Raw genomic sequence first — 18647 nt, forward strand, 5'->3', positions numbered from 1 at the left:
ACTTTGGACAGACGTCATTTTTTAACTTTAAGCAGTGCAGCTGCCTTAGCTGCGGTATCGGGTTGCCAGTTCAGTCCTGCCCACTCTTTGCCTGAAAGCAGCGACTGGCAGCAGCTAAAAGCTGATTTTTCCGGTCAGTTATTGTTCCCTTCGGATGCTGGTTTTAGCCGATTTTATAAAGCCGCCAATTCCCGCTATGACAGCATTATTCCTGCTGTGATAGCTCGCTGTGCTACTACCGCCGATGTACAGCAGGTGTTAGCTTTTGCCCGCAGGTTTCAACTGCCAATCACAGGCCGCAGCGGTGGTCATAACTATGCAGGTTATTCCAGCACCAAAGGAATTTTGCTGGATTTAGCTTTAATGGCGGATATTCAGCTTGAGCCGGAAGAGGATACTGCCTGGATAGGGGCAGGCGCTAAGCTGGGTGATATTTATGACCAGTTAAGTCAAAAAGGCCGCTCTATTCCGGGTGGTAGCTGTGTTGGCGTTGGCATTGCCGGTTTAACTCAGGGCGGGGGTTTTGGTATTGCTGACCGCTTGTATGGCTTAACTTGCGACGCCTTGCTTGAAGCTGAAGTAGTGACAGTAGATGGCGACGTATTACGTTGTAATGAGCAACACAATGCCGATTTATTCTGGGGCTTAAGAGGAGGTGGCGGTGGTCAGTTTGGCATAGTCACCCGCCTGAAGTTTCAAACCTTTGCTACGGCCGATATCTTAAGTTGTCATGCTTATTTTGCCTTAAAAGACGCTTTGCCCGTATTAAATTTATGGCAACACTGGAGTCGCCAGTTGCCTGAAGCTTTGTGGTCTCAGGCGGCTTTATGGTGGAGTGGTGAACAAGGCCATCAGCCCCAGTTGCAAATACGGGTGATCAGTGTAGGCCAGATTAAATTATTACAGCAGCAATGGGTGAATTGGTTAAGACGATTACCTGTACAGCCCGTTGAGCAAGATGTGGTGCTGCATAATTACCGCGAATATATGCTGACCGACTGCGCAGGTTTGGAGATGCCAGAGTGCAAACTGCCGCATCAATCTGAACAGGCCAAACTGAAACGTGTGGCTATGGCAGGCAGCTCAGATTTTTTCAATAAAGTCATTAGCAGAGCAGGTTTGGAAGCTTTATTGGAGCAAGTGCAGCAACGCCAGCAACAAGGATTGTCCGGCGGTATTTTATTAACCCTGATGGGGGGCGCTATCAGCTCAGTACCTGCCGAACAGACAGCTTTTGCCCACAGAGATGCGCTTTTTAGTGCTCAGTATCTGGTTAGCCGGCCTGTTGGCAGTCCGGAGGCTGAACTTAAACGAGCCTCTGTTTGGGTAAACCAGATGCGAAGTATGATGCAGCCCTACAGTACGGGTGGCGCTTATTTAAATTACACTGATGCTTTGATTAAAAACTGGTCTGCGGCTTATTATGGTGCTCATTATGAAAAACTGCAGCAGTTGAAAAGCCGTTACGACCCGGAACAGTTGTTGAGGTTCAGCCAGGGAATTCAGCCCGCTTAAACAGCAAAGGATAAAAGGAATGAAGCATAAGTTACTGATTTTATTGTTGTCTATTTCCGGTTTGACCGCTCAGGCCACAACGCAGATCGACAGTACCGACTTTGTGCCGGACGGCGTTTTCCATGCCACTATAGAAGGCCCTGCTACAGACAAAGACGGCAATTTATATGCAGTGAACTATGGTGTGGAAGGCACTATTGGCAAAGTCAGTACCAAAGGTGAGGTCAGTTTAGCCCTGACTTTACCTAAAGGCAGCATTGGCAATGGCATTCGTTTTGACCAGAAAGGCCAAATGTTTATAGCAGATTATACCGGCCACAATATCTGGCGTTATGACGGTAAAAAGCTGGAGTTACACGCTCATCAGCCTCAGATGTTTCAGCCGAACGATTTAACTATAGCGACTAATGGCGTTATTTTTGCCAGTGATCCGGACTGGAAAAACAACAAAGGTCAGTTATGGCGCATTGATACAGACGGCAGCTCCAGGCTGGTGGAAAAAGACATGGGGACCACTAATGGTGTAGAGATCAGCCCGGATCAACGCCTTTTGTATGTCAACGAAAGTGCGCAGCGTAAGGTCTGGGTCTACGATCTGGATGAGCAACTGAACGCCAGCAACAAAAGGCTGTTGATCCAGTTCCCGGATTTTGGTTTGGACGGCATGCGTACCGATGCCAACGGCAGTTTATATATAGCCCGTTATGGTAAAGCTGTTGTTGCCAAGGTCAGCCCGGATGGCAAGTTGCTGAAGGAATATAAGCTCAAAGGCGAGTTTCCGACTAATGTCACTTTTTCGCAAAAAGACCCGACCTTACTTTATGTCACTATGCAAAAACGTGGTGCTGTGGAGCTGATTCAGCTTTAGCAGAATCTCTTTACTGCTGTCCTCTGAACTGTTGTGGGCTTTGTCCAAAAAGCTGCGAAAAACGCGCACTAAAGGCAGACGCCGATTGATAGCCGCATTCCAGAGCAATCTGCTGCACTGCCAGATCAGAAAACAACACTAAAGTACGGCCGTGCTGCATTCGTAAAGACGTTAAATACTGGCCCGGGCTTCGGCCTAACTGCTGGCGAAACAGTTGTTTAAACTGACTTAAACTCAGGCTGGCTTTACTGGCTAGCTTCACTAAATCTAACTCTTCTGCCAGATGCTCCTGCATGTAGAGAAGAGCCAGACGTAACCTTTTATCCACTGCTGGTGCTGGTTGTTCAGCGTCCAGCAACTGCAGGAAAAACTGCTGTGCTGCTGGCAACAATTGCTGATCCTGCTCTATTAACAACGCTTCCAATACCAATAAGTACGGTTGCATCCGGCCGGACAGCTGAAACACAGGTTGAGCTAACTGCAGCAAATGGGCGGGTAAATGGGTTAAATCTACAACTAAAAACCTGCATTGTTCAGCGGCAGAAAAGCCGTGTTCAGTGCCTGCTGGGATCACCAGACATTCTGCAGTAGCGACCTGAAATTGTTGCTGATTAATCAGCAAATTGAGCCGGCCAGACAGAGGCAACACTAACTGATGGTGATCATGGCTGTGGCTCTGAAGTTCAGGGGTATAAGCGCGAATCGATATTCTCATCATACTTGAAGCTGCTGCTTTGTTGACTGCATGCTCTCGCCCCAATCGCATAGGTTAACTATGCTCATGGGGACTCATTCACTTGTCGCCGCGCTGCAACATCAATTATTTTGAGAATAAGTTTTGGCATGGGTTACCGGGAAAAAATAGTCATAACCATAGTTATACAGGTAGGTGTACAGCAAAAACACGACAAAGATCAAGGCTTCACGCCATAAGGCCTGAGTCAGATTAAAGTCCAGCAGCCATAAGGTTAAAGGAATGCTAAGTGCTGCGCCGGCCAGTTCATAACTGACGCAATGCAAAAGCCGCACTTTGCCTGTTTTGGCTAAAGAGCCAGTGGAGCGCCATAAGAAGTAATCAAACACTTTAGTGTGAGTTAAGGTCAGCAAAAACACAGTAAATGAGCTGAATAACGAAAAAGCAGAAGCGCTACCAAGAGCTGTATCCGCCACAGCCAAAGTGCATAAAGTTCTCAGAACTATAGCGCCACATTCATAAGCAAAAGCATGACGAAACCAATCCAGGTTGCTTCGCATCAGCGTCACCAGGTAATAAAATATAAGCAGCAGTGTAAAGGATTGAGCCAAAGCCAATGTTGGTCAAAAGCCTGACTTATAACGCAAAAAGCTGCTTTTCAGCAGCTTTAGTCGGAACGCATTGTGGTTAATGCACCTGATAATGACGACAGAAAAAGTCGATCACTTTGTCCGGATCAGGGCGGGTTTGCATATTGTGTTTCAAGGCAAGGCCTGTAGCTAAAGCTCGTAGGGTCACATCCAAAGGTGCGCCTGCAGGCTTTTCAATTTGATAGTTCTGGAACAAGAAGTTAATAGCTGCTCCGGCATAAGAGTTTACAGAATGTGAAGGCAGCAAACGCAGCTCCTGGAGACGTACTCCAAGTTCACGCATTCTTTGTAAGCGGCTGGCTTCGTTCATTTGTATCTCCTTATCAACAGCAGTTAAACCTGATGCTTATGTATCTGCCGCAAACAAGAAAGCTTTAGCGAAATCACTGGGGGATGGTGTTTATTTCGGGTGATTCTTTGAATTGAAGACATAAATCTTCATTGTGGAAAACGCCGTCATGCATGAACATCGTGCTATGTGGTAGGTAAACGTCAGAGCGGCTCCTATTTTCACATGCGACGTAAAATTTCAAGCCATTAATTCATATGTGTTTTTAGGAACTTTGTTGTTGATTTGGGTGAAATTGTTGATTAATGTTGCATGGTTGTTTTTTTCATTAACTTTAAATATGGAGTGTTTAGTATGAATATAATCAAGTTTTCTGCTTTTGTTTTAAGCATTGGCATTGCTTCAACATTGCAAGCTGCGCCAGTAAAGGAAACCTCTCTTTCCTCATATACACCTTATGCTACTTTTTTTGGTTTCTCTGATACCGAGGCATATTTGCATTTTGCACAGTCGATGGAGAAACTCAAGGCTCAGCAATTACAGCCTGAGGTTGATCTTCTTGCTTTGCCTCAAGTAAGAAATGCGTTAAGTAAAAACTATCAGGATCTGAGTGCTGAAGAACAAATTGAATTAAAGCAACTATTAGATCAAAGGCAGCAAGAGTTAGCTGATGTGTTGGGTATCCAAGTTAAAGATTTGCAGCCATTGATGAATAAATATCTTGACTTCAGTAAGCTGCAAGAAGATTTGTATCGCAAGGGCGATTCTACTAGCAGTTATTTTGTTTTATCAGCGGACGATGGTGAAGAGGTTGAACGTATTGCCGTAAGTGGGCAATTGCTGGCATCTTTGGGGGGCTTTGGCTCGACATTGATGAGTGCTGGTTTGGCTGATATGGCTGCCGCCAGAGGGATCAGCCAATATCAAGAGTTTGAAGTGGTTTTTTCGTCTCGGGAAACAAAACAAATATATGCATATAACAATTTTTCAGGTGCGACGCCTCGATCTGCAGAGAGACAGCTATTACCAAGTGAAAATGATTCAATTGAATAATTTAACTCATGATCTTTGTAGGCAAGATATTTAATTGTCAATATTAAACCACCTCCTATGGAGGCGGTGATCGTTCGGTCGGGGCTATGTCCGTAGAGAACTAATGCTCACTAGATGCGTATTTCGGTTTGTCCGGCCAGCTGTTTCGGTATCGTCCGGCCATCTGATCTTTTCTTCGTAACTCCTCACTTTTGACTTACTTCAGTCGGTTCAGCCAGACTTTTTTCCGTTGCGATTCTTCTGTTAATTCCAGCCGATGGGCGTTGTGGATCAATCGATCTAACAGAGCATCCGCCACCGTTGGATTTTCCATTAATCCATACCATTTACTCACCGGTAATTGGCTGACGATCACTGTGCTGCGTTGCTGGTATCTATCTTCAACAGGCCATATCCTTGTGGGACAGAGCTATGCTCTCCAGGCGCTTTATCATCGAAATTATCAACGACCAGTTGAAAAATACCTCACAGATAGAACACTCCAGACACCGCAGCGTTCATGGCTTTATACTGAACATGATTGCAGGACTTATTGCCTATCAATTGAAGGACAATAAGCCACAATCGAACATCACTAAAGCGGAGTTTAATGCGAACACAGTCATGGCTCGTTAAACCGATCTCAGGTTAAAAAGCTTCTTCAGCATTTGTGGGTAGGACTCAGTTAACAAACTTTTTCTCATTCATTGACATAAACTGAAAGTCAACTGGAGTAGAAAGCAAGTACTTTGGAAGTGCAAGTGTTTTGTTATCTGGAAAACGCCGCCATGAACCAGCAATGCAGGCAGAGGGGAGGTCTTGGAGGTACCTGTGCTCTGTGGCGGCTATCAAAAACCCCGTTCCGCGGGAATGACTACGAAACGGGGAAAACCAGGAAGAAAACATGCTTTAACGGGCCGAGTTAACTACCCGCTAAAGGTTGATCAGGCATACATACGGTCGAAAATATTTAAAAAAGTCGGTGCTTTTTCAATATGAACCGGAATATGCAAACGGCTGGCGATATCGCTTGCGGATATCACTCCCCTTATGTGGTGAGATTCGGTATCGATCACTAAACAATACTGTTCGCCATTGTGTTGCAGAGTGTTCAGTACATCACCGATAGTGCAGTGTTTAATTTGTTGATAAGCCAGCGCTTTAATTTCGTCGCGTGGACGCATTAAATCGCCTACTGTCAGGTCAGTGCGGTTGACGCCTTTGCCTAAACGTTGCAGAACATTCTGGATAGACAACTGTTCGTAGCTGATTAAACCAATCATTTCCTGATTGGCGTCTATCACCACTTTTAATTTGGTATGTTCATGATTCATCATATCCTCTGCTTCGACTGCACAGGTACTGGCATCAATCATCATAGGGCTGTTGGTTTTAAAATCAGACAGGAAATCCAGCGCTGCTGAGTTTAAATTTGCTTCGGCAAATTCGGCTGGCTGAACTAAATGATCTATTACATCAACGTTGAATAAATTTAACTTTTTCATAGAAACCTCTCATCAGTCCGCTCAGAGGCAGCGAACCGGATATCAATACAATTAATAGATGTCGTCAGATCTGGCGGCGGTAAAGCCTGAAACTCTGACTATTTCAATGAATTAAGAGAGGTATAAAGGTGGGGCACGCGCTGCATAACAGCTTTGCTGAACTGTATTGAAGCTAGTTTCTGGTTGTTGATAAAAACGATTCTGCGCTACAGGAAATTCAAAGCTATTCCAGCTGACAGAGCTTTTATCGTCATCAGTTGGTGTTTCTGTTAAGTCTACCGAGGAATGGGTGGCTGATGCTACCAAGGCAACTGTGAAGTTTTTATTCGCTTGTTGTAAGTCTACCCAACTGCTGGATGCAGAGTGACCTGCCGTAGGAAACAGCAAACTCAGGTAAAACAACACTGCGATAAAACTTAAATACTTCATCTTTCGCACCCAGTAAGGACCAAAACAGCTCGGTCTTTACCTGACTATAGCAGCAGTGTTTTTTAAAATGCAAATAAAAAAAATGAAAAAAATGAAAATAACAGGCCTTTTGATCAACACTTTTTTTGTGTCAGATCAATAAAATCCTGTTATTTTTTGAGCAAAAATGCTTGATTTTTAAAGGCTCTATAAAAACTTCATTCCTTGTTTTAGTAGCCAGGCAATTAAAGTTAAAGTTAAAAAGCCGGACAGGTATAAAACGACAAACCACTGGGTTTGAGACAACTTTTTACCAACGAATTTCATCAATAGCCCTCCTGATAATCTTCTACTTTGCCGGCGAAAATTTTGTAACCCCACAACGTATAGGCGCAAATCAGTGGCACAAAAATGAAGATGCCAGGCAACATAAATATCAAACTGCTATCTGGTGCTGCGGCCTCCATATAGGTTAACTGGCGTGGTAACAGGTAAGGGAATACGCTAACCAATAAGCCAACAAAGGCCAGTAGGAATAATCCAGACGCCAGCCAGAATGGCCGTTCTTCATGGCGTTCATGCACTGCAGTTTCCGCTTTATGGCTGCGATTCACCCGGCCTAAGTCACGGAATAATAAACGGGCGGCAAGCACCGACAACAGAGGCAGTGGGATTAACCATAAAGCATGCCAGCCGCCAAACCAACGAGCCCGGATCTCCGGCTCAATCCAGACTGTCCATAAGCTGACCAGCAGCATGGATAGCATCACAATCAGTAGTAAACGTTGGCCATAACGCGCTGCTTTTTGTTGCAGCTCACCACGGCTTTTCATCACCAGATAACAACAGGCCAGCAGTGCATAGCCTGCCATCACAGCTAAACCACAAAACAAGCTGAACGGGCTAAGCCAATTGAAACTGGACTGATGAATAAAATCAGCCGGTACACCTTGCACTAAAGTACCCAGCATCAAGCCCTGGCAAAAAGCGGCCAGGCTGGATCCAACAGCAAAGGCAGTATTCCAATATCTTTTTGAAGTATCTGATTTAAAACGGTATTCAAAAGCTACACCTCGGAAAATCAAACCTATCAGCATCAGCATAATTGGCAGATAAAACGTAGAGGCGATAGAGGCATAAGCTGCAGGGAAAGCACCAAATAAAATCACGCCACCAAAGACCAGCCAGGTTTCATTGCCATCCCAGACGTGTGCTATGGAACGCATTAAATGATCGTGTTCTGCGTCTGTATCAAACCATGGATACAAAATACCCATACCCAGGTCAAAACCATCCAGCAGCACATACATCAGAATGGCAAAGCCAAGCAGTAGCAAATAAAACAGGCCTAAACTCAGTTCCAGCTCCATTAGTTGGCTCCTTTTGTTGAAGTTGCATCAGCGTCAGTTGCTAAAGCTTTGGTAAAGGACAAGGCGTAACCAGAGGCTTTGACACCGATGCGTTGTTGTTCCAGATGTTCTATAGGGGCTGGGCCTTTTTTGATCAGCTTGCGCATAAAGTACAGATAGACACCAAACAGCAGGCTGTAGGTCAAGACAAACAAGGTCAGCGAAAACAGCACCCGCTCAGCAGGTAAGGGGCTGACAATCTCACTGGTACGCACCAACCCATAAATAATCCAGGGCTGACGACCAATTTCCACCACATACCAGCCGGCTAACACAGCAATCACACCTGTGGGAGCCATAAAGCTGACAGGCCAGAGGAACCAGTTGCTTTGATATAAAGTGCCACGCCAGCGCAGATAAGCCCCCAGCACTGCAACACCTATCATTAACATGCCAAGACCGACCATAATGCGGAAGCTAAAGAACACCATAGGCACATTAGGTCTGTCCTCTGCCGGAACAGATTTTAAACCTTGTAATTCACCGTGCCAGTCGTGGGTTAAGATCAGGCTGGCTACACCAGGCACTGCAACTTCATAGTGGTTTTCTTCGGCTTTCATATCAGGCAATGCAAACAGTAGCAGCGGTACATTGGCTTCTTTTTCTGGCCAGATCCCTTCCATTGCAGCCAGTTTCACCGGTTGATGTTCTTTCACGTTTAAGCCATGTAAGTCACCCACCCAGGCTTGCAGTGGTGTCAGCACTAAAGCGAACCACAACATCATCGATAAACCTTTGCGGCCAAATTCTTTATGCTGGCCTTTTCGTAAATACCAGGCGTGAGTGGCCATCACCACAAAAGTTGCGGTGATTAAAGCGGCCAGTAACATATGCACTAAACGATAGGGCATAGAGGGGTTAAAAATGACTTCAAGCCAGCTGACGACTTCAAATTTACCGTCGACTATCTGATGGCCCTGTGGCGTTTGCATCCAGGAGTTGGCAGCGATGATCCAAAAAGCAGAAATCCAGGTGCCTATAGCTACTGTGACTGTGGCGAAAAAGTGCATTTTGGCGCTAACACGTTGCCAGCCAAATAGCATCACACCTAAAAAGCCTGCTTCGAGGAAAAAAGCCGTCAGTACTTCGTAAGCCATCAGAGGCCCAAGCACAGCGCCTGCGATTTCAGAAAATTTAGAGAAGTTGGTACCAAACTCATATGACAGCACTATGCCGGATACCACGCCCATACCAAAGGTAATAGCAAAAGGTTTGATCCAGAACTTGGCCAGTTGCAGATACTGTGGGTTACCGGTTTTCAGCCATAAGCCTTCCCAAATCGCAATCAGCGTGGCTAAACCTATGGTGATGGACGGAAAAATAATATGGAAGCTTACGGTAAAGGCAAACTGGATACGCGAGAGGATACTGACATCAAGTTCCATACAAACCTCGTTATTTAGGGGCTTTGACTCGGCTTAGCACAGATGGCGCAAGCGCCACAGACAATAACAGCAACATGGTCAGCAGTTCGGCAGCAAGAATAGACAGGTCTGGCATAATGTTCTCTTTGTTGACAAGTTATGCAGCAAGAACGCTGCTTATCCCTGTATTGCCAGAATCAGGCCATAATTTTATTTATTTGTAACTTTATGATTCTAAATCAATAAAATTTAAGATTTGCAGTGGGTGTTAACTTGATTTACGATTTAAAGCCAAAGTGATGACAACAACGTTGACGGTGAGCTGTGGATTTGATTTTAGCTTTTGAGTTGATGATGTTAGTCAGCAGTGGCTGCGCTGCATTGATGTCGGGTTGGCTCTGGTGGCATTCCCGTTATCAGCAGACACTGGCAGGTTTAGCAGGCTTTGGTGCCATGATGGCGCTTTGGTGTTTAGGTCATGTTTTTGTCATACACGACCAGCCAGAGCTGGGACGTTACCTGTTATTGGCCAATCCACTGATGCCGACCTTTTTCCTGCATTTTGCCTTGAGGTTTGTTGAACAGGATCAGGTAAAAGCCCCCTGGTTAAGCTGGGCGCGACGCCATATTGGCTGGTTGTATTTTCTGACCGCATTGGTTGTGCTACTGAGCTGGAGTCTGGACGCCGGTGATGTGCTGCAAAGCATAGCTTTGGGCCAGGTTTTTGTATTTCATTCCTATGGTTTTTTAAATCTGCTGTATACAGTCGCTCTGGGTATTTTGGCCCACGCTGTGTTGTGGTATGGCTGGCGTTATCATCAGGGTAATAAAAAACGCTCTATTGTCGCGATGTTTTTAGCAGGCGGTTGGGGTTTATTGCTGGCTACTCCTGTGGTCTTCCCTTCTTTTGGCCTGGATTGGTTCCCTTATCCTATGTTGTTGTTGCCCAGCTATCCGGTATTGCTGGTCTATGGCGTAGTGCGTTACCAGATGCTGGCGGTAAATGCGTTGGCAAACAGAGCTTTACTTTGGCTGGTGATGTCCTTGTTATTGCTGTTACTGATGGCTTTGGTCAGCTCCATTTTTGGTCAGTTAGGTATGAAAGCGCTGGCAAACGTGCCTGGATGGCAGTTGTGGTTGTATTCCAGTCTGGTGTTATTACTTACTGCAGCCTGTTACCGGCCTGTCGCCAAACTGGCTGAACGATTAATTTACCCTGGAGCTACTTTGGATCAGGCCTTGATCAACACCTGGCGTCAGCAATTGGGGTTGTGTCAAAACTGGCTCGGGTTAAGTGAAAAAGCATCAGAGTTGCTCTCTGCTGCGCTTAAGCAAAATGTACAAGTCGAATTGCCGGCAGCTTCAGGTCTGTTTGCCAGTGAAAGCCAATTAAAAATCCGTTGTTATACCCAACAGGGGCGATGGCAGGTGGATTTGCTGGGCTGGGATGATATGACGCCCGGTATCCGTTTAGTCGCTCAGGTGTTTGGTTCATTGCTTGGTAGTAGCTGTGAGCTATTGGCGCAGTCGTTGCAGCTGGCCGAAGCTGAAAAGCAGCAGTTGTCGCAGCAGCATCTGGTGGAAATGGGCGCGCTGGCAGCTTCGATGGCGCACGAATTACGTAACCCGCTGAATATTATTTCTATGGCATCCGCTGGTGTTGATGCTGAATTGCGAGGCCATATTCAGCAGCAACTGAAAAGAGCTGACAGGTTAATTTCCGATATGCTGGTGTACTCAGGCCGTTTGCAGTTGCAATACAGCCAGATTGAGCTGGAGCCTTTGCTGCAAAGCTTGTTGCAACAGTTTGACTGGCAGCAGGTCAAACTGGAGCTGAAGGTTCCATCTGGTTTGATGCTGCGGGCTGATCAGCACAGAGTGCAGCAGGTGTTCTTAAACTTGTTTGATAACGCCAATGCTTTTTTACGTAATCAGGCCGATGCAACCTTGAGTGTCGAAGTGGCCTTAGTCGGGGATGTGATCCGGGTGCAGGTGCATAACAATGGCCCTGCTTTGGATCTCAGCTTAACCACCGAACAATTATTCCGGCCTTTTATCAGTAAACGCAGTGGTGGCAGCGGTTTAGGCTTAGCCATTGTCAAACGTATTATGGATGCCCATCAGGGCCAGATCAGCTTCCGTACTGATTTGGGTTGGCCTGTCAGTTTTGAACTTTTGTTTCCAAAGGATATCCACCATGTTTAGCGCAACAACGCCTAATCAGGCGCGCATTTTAATTGTCGATGATGAGCCAGCCTTTCGTTTATTAGCGGAACGTTTTTTACAGCAACAGGGGTATCAGGTGGCCGGAGCCGCTAATCTGGACGAAACCCGCACTAAACTACAGCAGTTTGATGCAGATTTAATTTTGCTCGATCTGGCTTTACCTCCTCAATTTGACCCGGCTCATACCTTGGCTTCAGTGCCAGAGTTTTCCACACGGCCTGTGATTATTTTAACTGGCCATGCTGATCGGGAGCTGGCATTGCAGGCCATAGCGCAAGGTGCATGGGATTTTATTGCCAAGCCAATAGACCCGGAATTACTGGCTGTAGTGGTGAAACGCGCTATCACTAAACATCAGCTGGAGAAAGAAGTACGGCAGTTAAAGCAAGGCTTGCAACAACATAGTTTTTTGCCGAAGTTAGCTGGTCATTCGCGGCATATGGAGACGGTTCGTACCTTAGTGCAACGTATAGCACCAACCGAAGTTCGGGTGTTGGTGACAGGACCGTCCGGTACTGGTAAAGAAGTGATTTCGCGAGCTTTGCATGAACTCAGCCCTCGCGCAGACAAGGCTTTTGTCTCAGTGCATTGTGGCGCTATTCCGGCTGATTTATTAGAAAGTGAGCTGTTTGGTTATGTCAAAGGGGCTTTTACCGGCGCAGATAAAGACCGGCAGGGCTTATTAAAACTGGCCGATGGCGGCACTTTGTTTCTCGATGAAATAGGTGAAATGCCATTGGCGATGCAGGTGAAACTGCTGCGGGTGTTGCAGGAAGGTACTTTTTATCCGGTCGGTGGACGAGAGCAGCAAAAAATTGATATCCGCTTAGTGTCTGCGACTAACGCCAATCTGCCGGATTTAGTCAAACAAGGTAAATTTCGCGAAGATCTGTATTACCGCATCAAAGGTGTCACTATCGAAACTGTGGCTTTGGATGAGCGACGCGAAGATATTCCACTGCTAATTCAGTTTTTCCTGGAGCAACTCAGTGCGCAGTATGGTCAGAAGCTTCAGCTGGAGTCGGCTGCGATCAGCTGGTTTTTGCAAAAGCACTGGCCTGGTAATGTACGCGAATTAAAGAATACGCTGGAAAGTGTCGCTGCTATAGCACAGCAAGGTGTGATCCGGGTTGCCGATATTCAGTTGCTGCATCTGGAGCATCAAAGCATGGATACAGACACTGAACTGGTACTTGGATCTGACTTAAGCAGTCTGGATGAGCAGGTGAAAGCTTTGGAGATCCGTTTAATTCAGCAGGCGATGACCCAATATAAAGGCAATAAGAGCCAGGCCTCGCGAGCTTTGGGTATTTCCCGTCAGGGGTTACTGAAGAAAATTGAACGTTATGCGCTGACTGATTTGGGTGATGACTAAAGCTGTCTATACTCAAATGGTTAGTGAACAGGAGCAGTACCAATGACCGATTCTATTGCCCATGGTAAATTCAGTGTCACACCTCAAGGCGAAGTTTTGTTGTGTGAAATTCAGGGAGCCTGGAATAAAGAAGGCTCAGAGCAACTCATTGAAGATTTAAAAGCTGCGGTACAAGGATTCGCTGGTAAAAAATGGGCCAGGGTTATGGATATGCAAGGCTGGGAGCTGGCAACGCCAGATGCCATCAGTATGATGACAGACTTTAGTGGATGGGAAGATCAACATGGCTGCGTGTTACGCTGTTTTATTGGCCTAAACCCTATTCAGCAGCAGTTGTTGGAGATGAAATACCAGCATTCGCACAAGCCACAACATTTTAACCACACCGACACAGCGCTGAGCTACGCCAAACAATTTTTGCAGCGCCTCTGATCCACCTTTTAGAAAACCAATACAGAGCAAAAGCTTAACGATATTTTGTTATTGCTCTGTGATACGGGCTGCTTTAAAGTCATGTAATGATCATGTAAATAAGACTTTGCCATGGATGAGTTAAAACGGACGACGGACACTACTGACTTGCCTGCCGAAGTGGCCAAGCTAAGTTATGGCCAGCAAATGGACCAACAGTCTGATGCTGAACTAAGAAATTTACGCCGCTTTTTCCTAAAGCATCCTAGTTTGGCTTTAACCTTTGGTTATTTGACCGCGAGCATTATGGGGCTGATTTTTACTATATCCTTACTGGATAAGTTTCAGTTTAATGCCTTGCCTTATCTTGAGTTAAGTGACTTTTTGCTGGCAGCTATTGCTCATCCACAAACCGCAATTTATTTAATGACAGGAATTTGTTCTGTGGCATTTACCGTTTGGTTTGAGCGCCTAAGCAGGAAAAAGTACCAGCGGTATGCCTTATGGATAGATAAGTACTATCGTTCAAGCTCGTTTCTGCCGAATTGGGTGTGGGGGTTAAGTGCTTTTGTCTTTTATTTGGTGTTTTTTAGTAGCTCAGACACACCAAAAATAAGCCAAGCCATTAAAGCCCATCAAACCGGACAATATCAGCTCAGCCTGATTTATCCTATCCACCCCGGTGGCAAAGAAATCCGGCAGTTGAATGAAGTACAGATTATTACCCGCACCGTCAGCTACTTATGGATTTACCATCAGGATCAGGTCAAGCTGATCCCCCATGCCAATGTGGCAGCTTTAATTCCTGTTTTGGATAAAAAGCCGGACAAACAACCGGATAAAAAGCCTGAACCGAATGCAGAGAAACCCGTTGTTGCTCAGGAAGCAGTAGCTAGAGAACCTGCTGCAGTTCCAGGGAAAAACTAAGGGTTATTCAGCAAAAGAAGCGTAATAAGCTTTGGTTAACACTTTTTCCAATGCAGCTGCTGTCGCTTGTTTAATCGGCATATTTTCTTTGCTGAGCTCATAATCCAGCTGAGCAATTTGGGCTTTGTGGTTACGCATCATAGGTGGGGTTTCGCTGCTCAAGCTTTGTTGTGTCGCTATCACTGCGTCTGGTTCATCAGAGCGTATCACTTTGCAAATCGACAGCAAAACTTCGCCTTCACGGCCACGATAGCCTGCAGCACCAAACATACGACATACTGCCGGGCGGTAAGGGTAAACACCACACTGGCCACTTTTACGATCTTCGGAGGAAGCCTGATAAAAAAAACAGCCATCCTGCTCATGCTGTTGCAAAGCCTCCAGTGTGCTTTCTGCAAGGCCTGCATCGTACAAATACACCGCCAAAGGCAACATTTCCAGCACTGAAGCTTCAATGCCCGGATGCAGGCAACATTCACCACAACCACTGCGGCAAAACAGCTTGCGATCGTTTTGATAACGACTATAAGTCTGGGCAATTTCGTCGTTAAGGATCATTAACCGGGAAGCGGTGTCGCGCAGCTGCTGCATAGGTTCTCCGAACAAACAGCATTACCCCTCTGGGGCGGGGCGCTATTGTAATGACAGCTCTTGAGACTCAGCAATAGGGGCAAACAAATATAGTTTTTATGGCAAAAACAGCAGCGAATAAACCGTTATTCCTGCTGGTATAAAGGGCGGGGTTTGGCCAGACCATAACCTTGAGCGAAGTCGATTCCCATATCGGTCAGCTTGTGACAAATCTCCATGTTTTCAACGTATTCGGCTACGGTTTGAATTTTCATAGCGCGGGCAATATCGTGAATAGACTGCACTATGGCGCAGTCAAAAGGATCGATCAGTAAGTCGCGGACAAAGCTGCCATCAATTTTGACAAAATCGACCGGGAAATTTTTCAGGTACCCATAAGAAGAAAAACCACTGCCAAAGTCGTCTAAAGCAAACTTACAGCCCAGATTTCTGAAGTGGGAAATAAAATCCAGTGTCTGGTGCACATTTAAAATCGCCATACTTTCGGTGATTTCAAAACACACCTTAGAAAAAGGAATGCGATACTCACGGAACAATGAGCTGACATAAGCTTTGAATAGCGGGTCAGTTAACGAAGCGCCGGATAAATTGATATTGGCCAAATTCAACTCCGCCAGATGGGCAGGTTGTTGTGCCAGCCAACGGAAATAGTTGCGGATCACCCAGCGGTCTATTTGTGGCATCAGACCATAACGCTCGGCCGAGCTTAAGAAATTGCCCGGTGCTATTAAACCTTGCTCTGGTAAAGATAAACGCAGCAACAACTCATAATGCAAACCAGACTGAGCTTGCTGAATTGCAGTAATAGGCTGCATAAAGAGCACAAAGTTATCTTGCTCCAGTGCCTGGCGTAAGGTTTTTAACCACTGAATTTCAGACTGATGGCGCTGTAATTCTTCGTCCTCTGCATTAAACATATGAATGCGGTTACGGCCTTTTTCCTTGGCGACAAAGCAGGCTGAATCTGCCTGTTTTAACCAATGTTCTGTATTTTTATTGCCGTCTGAGTTTTCTGCCAGACCAATACTTACACTAATGCGAAACACACTATCCAGCCAGATAAAACGGAATTCTTTCACTGTATCCAGCAGTTGATGGGCTATAGCAAAAGCCTCATTACTGGTTAAGTGAGGTAACAACACGACAAATTCATCGCTTTCCAGTCGGGCTAAAATACCTCTGCCATCCAGTACCCGCTGCATCTGATTACTGATTTGGCATAACAAGGCGTCACCCGCTGTGTGATCGCAGGTGGTATTGATCAGCTTAAACTGGTCTATATCCAGATAAAGCAGTGTGGCTTTATGCTCAAATCGCAGCGTCTGTTCCAGCTGTTCAATAAAATAATGCCGGTTGTATAAAGAGGTGAGCGGGTCGTGAGTTGCTAAGTAAGCCAGCTGTTCAGTATTTTGTTTATGGGCAGTGATATCCACTATAGACCCATGCACATAAGCACTTTGTGCACCGTCACCTTCGGCCAGCCGTGCTGACATTAAAGCCCAAAATGCCGAGCCATCAGCACGTAAACCCCGTATTTCAAAGTTCTTATTATCACCCAGTTGCAATTGTTTCAGTATTTGGGCTCTGTCTTCCGGGTTGGCGTAATAACGCGCCATGCCGGTTTTTGCTACATCCAGTTGCATTTGTTGCAGGCTTTGATAACCCAGCATGCTCAGCAGTGCCTGATTGGCAGTAATTAACTGGCCTTGCAAGGTACTGGTAAACATACCTTCAACGGCATTGTGGTAGATGTCGTAATACTGCTGTAAATGTGCGTTGGCGAGACGTTGATGATCAATACTTTGTTGTTGGGCGCCTTTGATATTTTGCAGCAAGCTAAAACTCATCAGTGCCATGCTACCCATGACTGCCATTAACAGCAGGTATTGCCATGCCTGAGCTGTTGGTAAGTAACCTATCTGGGATAGCGCCAGCACCACTATACAGCCAAAGAAAAAAGACCAGCCTAAAGCAAAGGTTTTAGCGGTGCGATCCCCTTTGATGGCATAAACCAGTGCAAACATGGTGTTGACGCCAAGACACAAAGCGGTGACAACCAACAAACCCCAGAACCTTAATTGGCTGCTGGCATAGAGTGGGCTGAACAGCAATAACAAGGCGCTGATTAAACACAGGTAAAAACCAAACCGTCCCAGAATACCCCCTTGTTGCTTGCGTACATGCCAACTAAAGAGGGTCAGGCACGTGAAGGTCGCCCCTGCTGCAACATACAAAATTGCCTGATTAATTTCCGGGTAATCAGGCCATAACATCGCAAAAGCCAAACCATTTAAAATTGCCAGCACCAAAGCGCAATTAATAAAAAAACCGGAATAATACAAATACAGCCGTTGTTTCAAGGAAAAAAACAAAAACAGGTTGTAGATAGCCATCAGCAATAAAACACCACACAACAGGCCATCCAGAATGTTTTTATAGAGTTGATCCAACACGAAATTATTGTGTTGCCATAATGTCAGCTCTACAGGGGCGATAGCCGCATCCTGTATTTTGATAAACAAGTCCAGTTCCTGACCTGGTTCAAAATTCAGTGGAAAAGCAAAGCTGCGGTAGGCGAGGGCACGTTGATAAAAAGGCACTGAAGCGCCGGTACTGCTCAATAGCTGCAAGTCATTTTTTGCTCTGTTGTAGCTATACACCTGCACAACATCAGCTAATGGAAAATCGTAGTGCACAAGGGTCTGAATGGGGGTCTGGCCTGTGTAATGTAAACGGGTAAACAACCACAGCGACTGATCGGCGCTTTGCAGCGATTTTTTGTATTCGCTGACCAAACGAAAAGCGTGATGTCTTTCGGGGTCAAAAATAAGTTCTTCCAGCGGTAAGGCTTTATGAGTCTGTTGAAAATACAACGCAGGACCCAGCTCCTGGCGGGTCAGCAGTTTATCAAAACTATTGACCTGAGCATGAAAAGCAAAAGCACCATTACAAAACATCAGCAGCATAAGCCACCATAGCTTTAATCCATGCTGCAGTTTTACTGTCATCTAATCTCCAAGTTGCTGAATTCTTTTGCTAATTCTGACAGTAGCATAGCGCCACCAGCACTGTCAGCTGTGACCCAAAAACTTTCGCTATAGTCTTCGTAACAAAAGGTAAACACTTCATTAGCAAAGTTTAATCCCAGCTCCACTCTGTCTGCACCATAAGCTAAAGTACCGGCTTTGATCGCGCTGTGTTCAAACCACTCTTTACATCGCTGTACTTGCTCAAAACCCATTGGCCATAAAGGCGTCAGTAGCAGCTGTTTATCTTCAATTTGTACAATAAAGCTGTTGATAGCGGAGTTGCTCATCGTATTTTCGCAAGCAACAGCTGCGTCTCATCAGTTGGTACAATAAAACTGTTCGTTGTTTCGTTAT

Annotated in this window: 18 protein-coding genes and 1 pseudogene; 8 read left to right on the top strand and 11 right to left on the bottom strand. The window is 45.7% G+C overall.

What is annotated here, in order from left to right; translation table 11 throughout:
- Positions 1-3 precede the first annotated feature (3 nt).
- Positions 4-1515 carry an FAD-binding oxidoreductase gene (locus EK374_RS02100; RefSeq protein WP_127019679.1) on the top strand — a complete coding sequence of 504 codons (1512 nt, stop codon included), beginning with the start codon at positions 4-6 and terminating at the stop codon, positions 1513-1515.
- 19 nt (positions 1516-1534) lie between these two features.
- Complete coding sequence (locus EK374_RS02105) at positions 1535-2383, top strand: SMP-30/gluconolactonase/LRE family protein (RefSeq protein ID WP_127019681.1); 849 nt, start codon at positions 1535-1537, stop codon at positions 2381-2383.
- A 10-nt stretch (positions 2384-2393) separates the two neighbouring features.
- On the opposite strand, the gene EK374_RS02110 is transcribed toward EK374_RS02105, so the two are convergent.
- The 3 genes from EK374_RS02110 to EK374_RS02120 form a co-directional block, all read right to left on the bottom strand.
- Entirely contained in the window at positions 2394-3101 is a 708-nt protein-coding gene (locus EK374_RS02110; protein ID WP_164731796.1) for a helix-turn-helix domain-containing protein, read from the bottom strand.
- Positions 3102-3199: 98 nt separating this feature from the next.
- Positions 3200-3637, bottom strand: a complete 438-nt coding sequence (locus EK374_RS02115) for a chlorhexidine efflux transporter (RefSeq protein ID WP_127019685.1) — start codon at positions 3635-3637, stop codon at positions 3200-3202.
- Between the two features lie 127 nt (positions 3638-3764).
- On the bottom strand, positions 3765-4037 hold the full coding sequence (locus tag EK374_RS02120; RefSeq protein WP_127019687.1) for a hypothetical protein: 273 nt from the start codon (positions 4035-4037) through the stop codon (positions 3765-3767).
- A gap of 333 nt (positions 4038-4370) precedes the next feature.
- Between EK374_RS02120 and EK374_RS02125 the strand changes: the two genes are divergently transcribed.
- Positions 4371-5069, top strand: a complete 699-nt coding sequence (locus EK374_RS02125; RefSeq protein ID WP_127019689.1) for a hypothetical protein — start codon at positions 4371-4373, stop codon at positions 5067-5069.
- A 196-nt stretch (positions 5070-5265) separates the two neighbouring features.
- Here the strand turns inward: EK374_RS02125 and EK374_RS02130 are convergent, their stop codons facing one another.
- Entirely contained in the window at positions 5266-5424 is a 159-nt protein-coding gene (locus tag EK374_RS02130) for an ATP-binding protein (RefSeq protein ID WP_325049699.1), read from the bottom strand.
- A gap of 26 nt (positions 5425-5450) precedes the next feature.
- Here EK374_RS02130 and EK374_RS02135 point away from each other — a divergent pair.
- Positions 5451-5684: pseudogene (locus tag EK374_RS02135) on the top strand (transposase); the annotation flags it as partial.
- A gap of 308 nt (positions 5685-5992) precedes the next feature.
- Here EK374_RS02135 and EK374_RS02140 read toward each other — a convergent pair.
- The 4 genes from EK374_RS02140 to EK374_RS02160 form a co-directional block, all read right to left on the bottom strand.
- A complete protein-coding gene (locus EK374_RS02140; protein WP_127019691.1) occupies positions 5993-6553 on the bottom strand; it encodes a CBS domain-containing protein in 561 nt (186 codons plus the stop codon).
- Positions 6554-6664: 111 nt separating this feature from the next.
- A complete protein-coding gene (locus EK374_RS02145; protein ID WP_127019693.1) occupies positions 6665-6982 on the bottom strand; it encodes a hypothetical protein in 318 nt (105 codons plus the stop codon).
- Between the two features lie 305 nt (positions 6983-7287).
- Complete coding sequence (cydB, locus tag EK374_RS02155; protein ID WP_206099266.1) at positions 7288-8331, bottom strand: cytochrome d ubiquinol oxidase subunit II; 1044 nt, start codon at positions 8329-8331, stop codon at positions 7288-7290.
- Positions 8331-9755, bottom strand: a complete 1425-nt coding sequence (locus EK374_RS02160) for a cytochrome ubiquinol oxidase subunit I (protein ID WP_127019697.1) — start codon at positions 9753-9755, stop codon at positions 8331-8333. Before EK374_RS02160 ends, cydB begins: the two co-directional genes overlap by 1 nt.
- A 303-nt stretch (positions 9756-10058) precedes the next feature.
- Here EK374_RS02160 and EK374_RS02165 point away from each other — a divergent pair, with 303 nt between their 5' ends.
- The 4 genes from EK374_RS02165 to EK374_RS02180 all read left to right on the top strand — a co-directional run bounded on the left by EK374_RS02165 (position 10059) and on the right by EK374_RS02180 (position 14673).
- Positions 10059-11939, top strand: coding sequence for a sensor histidine kinase (locus EK374_RS02165; RefSeq protein WP_233280314.1), 1881 nt, complete (start codon positions 10059-10061; stop codon positions 11937-11939).
- Positions 11932-13335, top strand: a complete 1404-nt coding sequence (locus EK374_RS02170) for a sigma-54-dependent transcriptional regulator (protein WP_127019699.1) — start codon at positions 11932-11934, stop codon at positions 13333-13335. Before EK374_RS02165 ends, EK374_RS02170 begins: the two co-directional genes overlap by 8 nt.
- A gap of 42 nt (positions 13336-13377) precedes the next feature.
- Entirely contained in the window at positions 13378-13767 is a 390-nt protein-coding gene (locus EK374_RS02175) for a hypothetical protein (RefSeq protein WP_127019701.1), read from the top strand.
- 111 nt (positions 13768-13878) lie between these two features.
- The gene (locus tag EK374_RS02180; protein WP_127019703.1) at positions 13879-14673 is read left to right on the top strand and encodes a hypothetical protein; all 795 of its coding nucleotides are present in this window, start codon (positions 13879-13881) and stop codon (positions 14671-14673) included.
- Between the two features lie 3 nt (positions 14674-14676).
- Here the strand turns inward: EK374_RS02180 and EK374_RS02185 are convergent, their stop codons facing one another.
- From EK374_RS02185 to EK374_RS02195, 3 genes are all read right to left on the bottom strand, one after another.
- Positions 14677-15264, bottom strand: a complete 588-nt coding sequence (locus EK374_RS02185) for a YkgJ family cysteine cluster protein (RefSeq protein ID WP_127019705.1) — start codon at positions 15262-15264, stop codon at positions 14677-14679.
- A 125-nt stretch (positions 15265-15389) separates the two neighbouring features.
- A complete protein-coding gene (locus EK374_RS02190) occupies positions 15390-18272 on the bottom strand; it encodes an EAL domain-containing protein (RefSeq protein WP_127019707.1) in 2883 nt (960 codons plus the stop codon).
- Positions 18269-18580, bottom strand: coding sequence for a DUF3630 family protein (locus EK374_RS02195; protein ID WP_127019709.1), 312 nt, complete (start codon positions 18578-18580; stop codon positions 18269-18271). Before EK374_RS02195 ends, EK374_RS02190 begins: the two co-directional genes overlap by 4 nt.
- Positions 18581-18647: the final 67 nt, after the last annotated feature.

It is taken from the genome of Rheinheimera mangrovi (genome assembly GCF_003990335.1).
In the GTDB taxonomy this organism is placed as follows: domain Bacteria; phylum Pseudomonadota; class Gammaproteobacteria; order Enterobacterales; family Alteromonadaceae; genus Pararheinheimera; species Pararheinheimera mangrovi.